The 4,577-nt window shown below is 67.4% G+C and carries 4 protein-coding genes and 1 pseudogene; all 5 read left to right on the forward strand.

Annotation, left to right across the window (positions count from 1 at the left end):
* Positions 1–134: 134 nt before the first annotated feature.
* The gene (locus E1281_RS40870) at positions 135–392 is read left to right on the forward strand and encodes a Scr1 family TA system antitoxin-like transcriptional regulator (RefSeq protein ID WP_279433689.1); all 258 of its coding nucleotides are present in this window, start codon (positions 135–137) and stop codon (positions 390–392) included.
* A gap of 34 nt (positions 393–426) precedes the next feature.
* Positions 427–546, forward strand: a complete 120-nt coding sequence (locus tag E1281_RS37780) for a DUF397 domain-containing protein (RefSeq protein ID WP_347813339.1) — start codon at positions 427–429, stop codon at positions 544–546.
* A gap of 609 nt (positions 547–1,155) precedes the next feature.
* Positions 1,156–2,472: an HNH endonuclease signature motif containing protein gene (locus tag E1281_RS37785; RefSeq protein WP_165959285.1), complete on the forward strand. Its 1,317-nt coding sequence runs from the start codon at positions 1,156–1,158 to the stop codon at positions 2,470–2,472.
* A gap of 364 nt (positions 2,473–2,836) precedes the next feature.
* The gene (locus E1281_RS37790) at positions 2,837–3,217 is read left to right on the forward strand and encodes a hypothetical protein (RefSeq protein ID WP_131884506.1); all 381 of its coding nucleotides are present in this window, start codon (positions 2,837–2,839) and stop codon (positions 3,215–3,217) included.
* A gap of 139 nt (positions 3,218–3,356) precedes the next feature.
* Positions 3,357–4,452, forward strand: a pseudogene (locus E1281_RS37800) (IS630 family transposase).
* The last annotated feature ends 125 nt before the right edge of the window (positions 4,453–4,577 follow it).

Raw genomic sequence — 4,577 nt, forward strand, 5'->3', positions numbered from 1 at the left:
CTGGCCATCGCCCTCGCCGACCTCATGGGCTGGACCAACATCGCCGCCGCCAACGACCACTACCGGGCACACCCCGACCACGCACTTCAACTACTCGATCTCACTATCTGAGAACGCATTCGCCCTGCCAGGTAATCCCCTCCGACACAGGAGCGCATGCTGGTCTGACGTGTTGCTTCATTCTCTTGGCTCTCCCCGGCGGGATGACCCTGGCCTACAGTGAAGATCTGACGGGCGGCCGGTTCATCGAACGCCCGGAGGACGTGGGCCACTGGGTCCTGTGCTACGAGTCGATCAAGTCATCGGCGTTGTCGGTGAGGCAGTCGGCGGACCTGCTCCGCCGCATCATGAAGGAAGATCATCATGGATCTGACCAGGGCGGCATGGCGTAAGTCATCGCACAGCTCCGGGAATGGCGGCGCTTGCGTGGAGCTGGCCAACCTCCCCTCGGGTGTCGGCGTCCGGGACTCCAAGGACCCGGACGGACCGAAGCTCGTCGTCGCGCGCGACACGTTCTCGGCATTGGTGGCTGATCTCAAGCGCTGACGCTCCCCGGACGACTCCGGAGCCCTGGCCCCTCGATTGTTGCGGGGTCGGGGCTTTTTGTTTCCCGCCGGCCGGTTGAGGTCGGTTGTGGACCTTTCTGGTGTGCGCGTGGCCGGGGTCTTTCTTTCTATCGGTTCTATGTGGTTGCTCTTGGTGGGGGCTGAGGTGGCCTTCCGAAAGTGGGCGCGCTCGTTTCTGTTTGTTGCCGGTTGCTGTCACGTTGGTTGCGGTCGTCGGCTCGGGAATGGTGTTCATCTGCGGGTCTGGTGCGGGGTTCTGTGGGATGCCGCGCTCCGCGCGGAAAAGCATTCGGCGAGGACGGGGGGTTGGGCGCCGCAGGTGAGAAAACGGGGTGACAGTAATGTGGCGTGTCTGAATTGTCTAGGGGTATTGGGGTGATCTTCTTTTATAATTATGGGGTGTGGGATTGTGTTGGGAGGTGAAGTGCTGGTGGCCATGCCCCTCGAAGTTGTTGAAGGGCCGGAAATCGTCCACGTTTCCCGTGAATGGGAAGGGCGGGCATGGTTTCCGCCCGGTCCGCACCTGGCGATCTGCCTCTCCGGCGGAAAACAGCGACTCGCCGACCTGACCGATGACGAGCTTCTTCACGTGGCTGCCGCCGCGCGTCGGCAGACCTCCTGGGCCCAAGCGCGGGAGTTGGCCGCGATCGCCGAACTCACCGCGCGCCGCACCGCCGCCGAAGAGGCGGACGATCACGACTACCGCATCCTGCCCGCGCGTGAAGCGGTCACCGAAGAAGTCGCCGCCGCGCTGACGGTCACCGGCAACACCGCCGCCACCCTGGTCCACCTGGCCGAACAACTCACCGGCCCGCTCAGCCGTACGGGTGACGCGCTGGAGACCGGACGGATCGACATGGCCAGAGCCCGCGTCATCTGCGACGTCACCGACGCCCTTCCGGAGCAGGTGACCCGGCGGGTCGAGGCGGCGGCCCTGGAGAAGGCGTCCGACCAGACCACCGGACAACTGCGGCGACGCATCAAGCGGATCGCGCAGCGGCTGGCCCCCGAAGCGGTCGAGGAACGCAGGCGGGAAGCGGTACGGCAGCGGCGGCTGGAGCTGTGGGACAACCCATCCGGGACGGCCGACCTCGCCCTGTGCGACCTGGCCGCCGAAGACGCCCACGGCATCCACAACAAGATCACCGCCGCCGCCCACGGCCTCAAGGCCGACGGCGACACCCGTCCCATCCACGTCATCCGAGCCGACCTGGCCACCCAACTGCTCAACGGCGCTCCCCTCCCGGACGCCGTTCACGCAGTACTCGCCCAGGCTGGCGCCACCGATCAGCAGAACGGCGGGACGCTGGATCTCCGCGACAGCGCAGCCGCGCCGCGAATGGCCGGTATCGAGTCCAGCGGCGCGCCGCGTCCCAACGGCGCAGGCCCGCCGACCCCTGCGGCGACCGCAGCGGACCCGGCCGGTGATGCCGGTTCACCGAACGAAGATCCCGCCATCCCGGAGCTGGCGGCGATGATGGCGCGGCGGCTCACGCACCTCCGCGACCGCACCCCCGCAGCCGAGCTGCCCACGGCGGTCAACCACGCTGTGCAGCGCACCGCCGCCCGGCTCGCCCGCCAACGCGACGCGCTCTGCCAAGGCGACGACGACCGGCATGGACGGCCCGGTCACCGGCCTCCCGCCAGCATGCGACGAGAGATCGAAGGACGCCACGCCACCTGCGTGTTCCCCACCTGCAACCAGCCCTCACACCGCTGCGACCTCGATCACACCGTGCCTTGGCGGCCAGGGATCACCTGCCGCTGCAACCTCGCACCGCTCTGTCGAAGGCACCACCGACTCAAGCAGAGCCCAGACTGGAACCTCCACCACATCTGGCCCGGACTCCTCCTGTGGACCACCCCGGCGGGCGCCTGGTACATCGTCCGCCCCGACCGCGAGTAGGAAGATCGGCGGAGTGACGGTGGCCCAGCACTTGCAGCGCCTCTCGTTTCAGGCTGGCGACACCTTGAGGACGTGGGTTATTACTGGCCTCCCGGCATAAGGCGTCACACTCGGCCTCCCGCACGGTCGCGTCCCAGGACGCCATCACCCAGCTCGTCGCCGCCGGGTCCGCGTGGTGATCCGCCACGATCCCGGGGCGCCGAGGTCGCCGTGGGCAGGCGGGCAAGCCGAACATCGTCTGGAACGACGAGCAGGCTCGCGCCGATCTGCTGGACGCGCTGGTCACCGACGGCACCGCCCTGGACGAGGTTGACGTCGCTTCCACCCGAACGTGAATGTATGCGAATCGCATATAGTTCTGGGTGTGGACTCAAGCCTTGAAGCAGCAATCAACGAGTGGCACGCCGGCGTCAACGCTGGCGACCCGCAGCGGTCGGCGGGCGCGGTCGGTGATCCAGTCGTCGTCCTGGGCCCGAAGGGCGCGGGCCCGATCACGCCTGCCCAGTTCGCCGAGTGGGTGGAGCGTTCAGGGATCAAGCTGACCCCTCGGTCCTGGCACCCGGTCAGCGAGCGCCTGATGGTGGTCGAGGAGGACGCCACCTGGCCCGAGAGCACGAAGCCCACGCGGGTGGCGACGGTCTTCCGCGCCTCCGGCGCGAAGATCACGGCTGCGCTGAGGCTGCCGGACCTCAAGGCCGCTCTCGAACTGGCCCACATCTGCCGCGAGATGGCAGCAACCGAATGACAGACCAAGGCCCGGGACAGGTCCTGTTCCACTTCGTCCGACACTGGGCACGCCGACCCGTCGCAGCAGACGCAGGTGGCGAGCAGGGGCGACTAGTGTTCTGCGCCTGAAATCCGTTGTGTAAATCTATGCTGGGTCGATGGCAAGGACGGGGCGGCCGAAGGCGCCGTTTTCAGTGACCGCGGCCGAGCGGGCGGAGTTGGAGCGTGGGGCGCGGGCGGCGACCTCGACGCCAGGCGTATGCGTTGCGGTGCCGCATCGTGCTGGCATGCGCGCAGCCCGGGGCGTTCCATACGCATGTGGCCGACGAGCTGGGTGTCTCGCCGCCGACGGTGGCCAAGTGGCGCAAGCGGTTCATCGAACACGGCCTGGCCGGGCTGGCCGATGAGCGCCGCCCTGGCCGTCCGCCCTCGATCCTGCTGGACAAGGTCCAGCAGGTGGTCACGCTCACTTTGGAGCAGACCCCCGAGGACGCCACGCACTGGTCCAGGGCGTCGATGGCCGAACGGACCGGGCTGAGCAAGTCCACCATCGGGCGGATCTGGCGCCGGTTCGACCTCAAGCCGCACCGGGCCGACACCTTCAAGATCTCTGCCGATCCGCTGTTCGTGGAGAAGGTGGTGGACGTGGTCGGGCTCTACCACCAGCCGCCCGAGCGGGCCGTGGTCCTGTGCGTGGACGAGAAATCGCAGATGCAGGCGCTGGACCGCTCGCAGCCGGTGCTGCCGATGATGCCGGGCATGCCCGAGCGGCGCACCCACGACTACGCCCGGCACGGGACCACCAGCCTGTTCGCGGCCTTCAACATCGCCGACGGCACCGTCATCACCGAACTGCACCGCCGGCACCGCGCCACCGAGTTCCGCAAATTCCTAGTCGCGATCGACAAGGCTGTGCCCGCCGAGCTGGAGGTGCACCTGGTCTGCGACAACCTGGCCACCCACAAGACACCACTCGTCCACGAATGGCTGGCGAGGCACCCCCGCTTCCACGTGCATTTCACCCCGACCGGATCGTCCTGGCTCAACCAGGTCGAGCGCTGGTTCGCCTACCTCACCACCCAGCTCACCCAGCGCGGCGTCCACAAAAGCGTCCAAGCACTCGAAGCCGACGTCCGCGCCTGGGTCCAGCAGTGGAACACCAACCCCAAGCCGTTCGTGTGGACCAAGACCGCCGAAGAGATCCTCGACTCCCTCGCCCGATATCTACAACGGATTTCAGGCGCAGAACACTAGCTTGTTCTTTAACCTCCTGCCTGCCCGAGTCTGGCTGCAAGGGTCTTCTCGCGTTTGGTCGTTTTGCCGACGTCGTGTCGGGGTGTGGGGCGCCGGTTTTTGGAGCCGGGAGGCCGTCCTGGCCC

The sequence above is a fragment of the Actinomadura sp. KC345 genome, assembly GCF_004348515.1.
Taxonomy (GTDB): Bacteria; Actinomycetota; Actinomycetes; order Streptosporangiales; family Streptosporangiaceae; genus Spirillospora.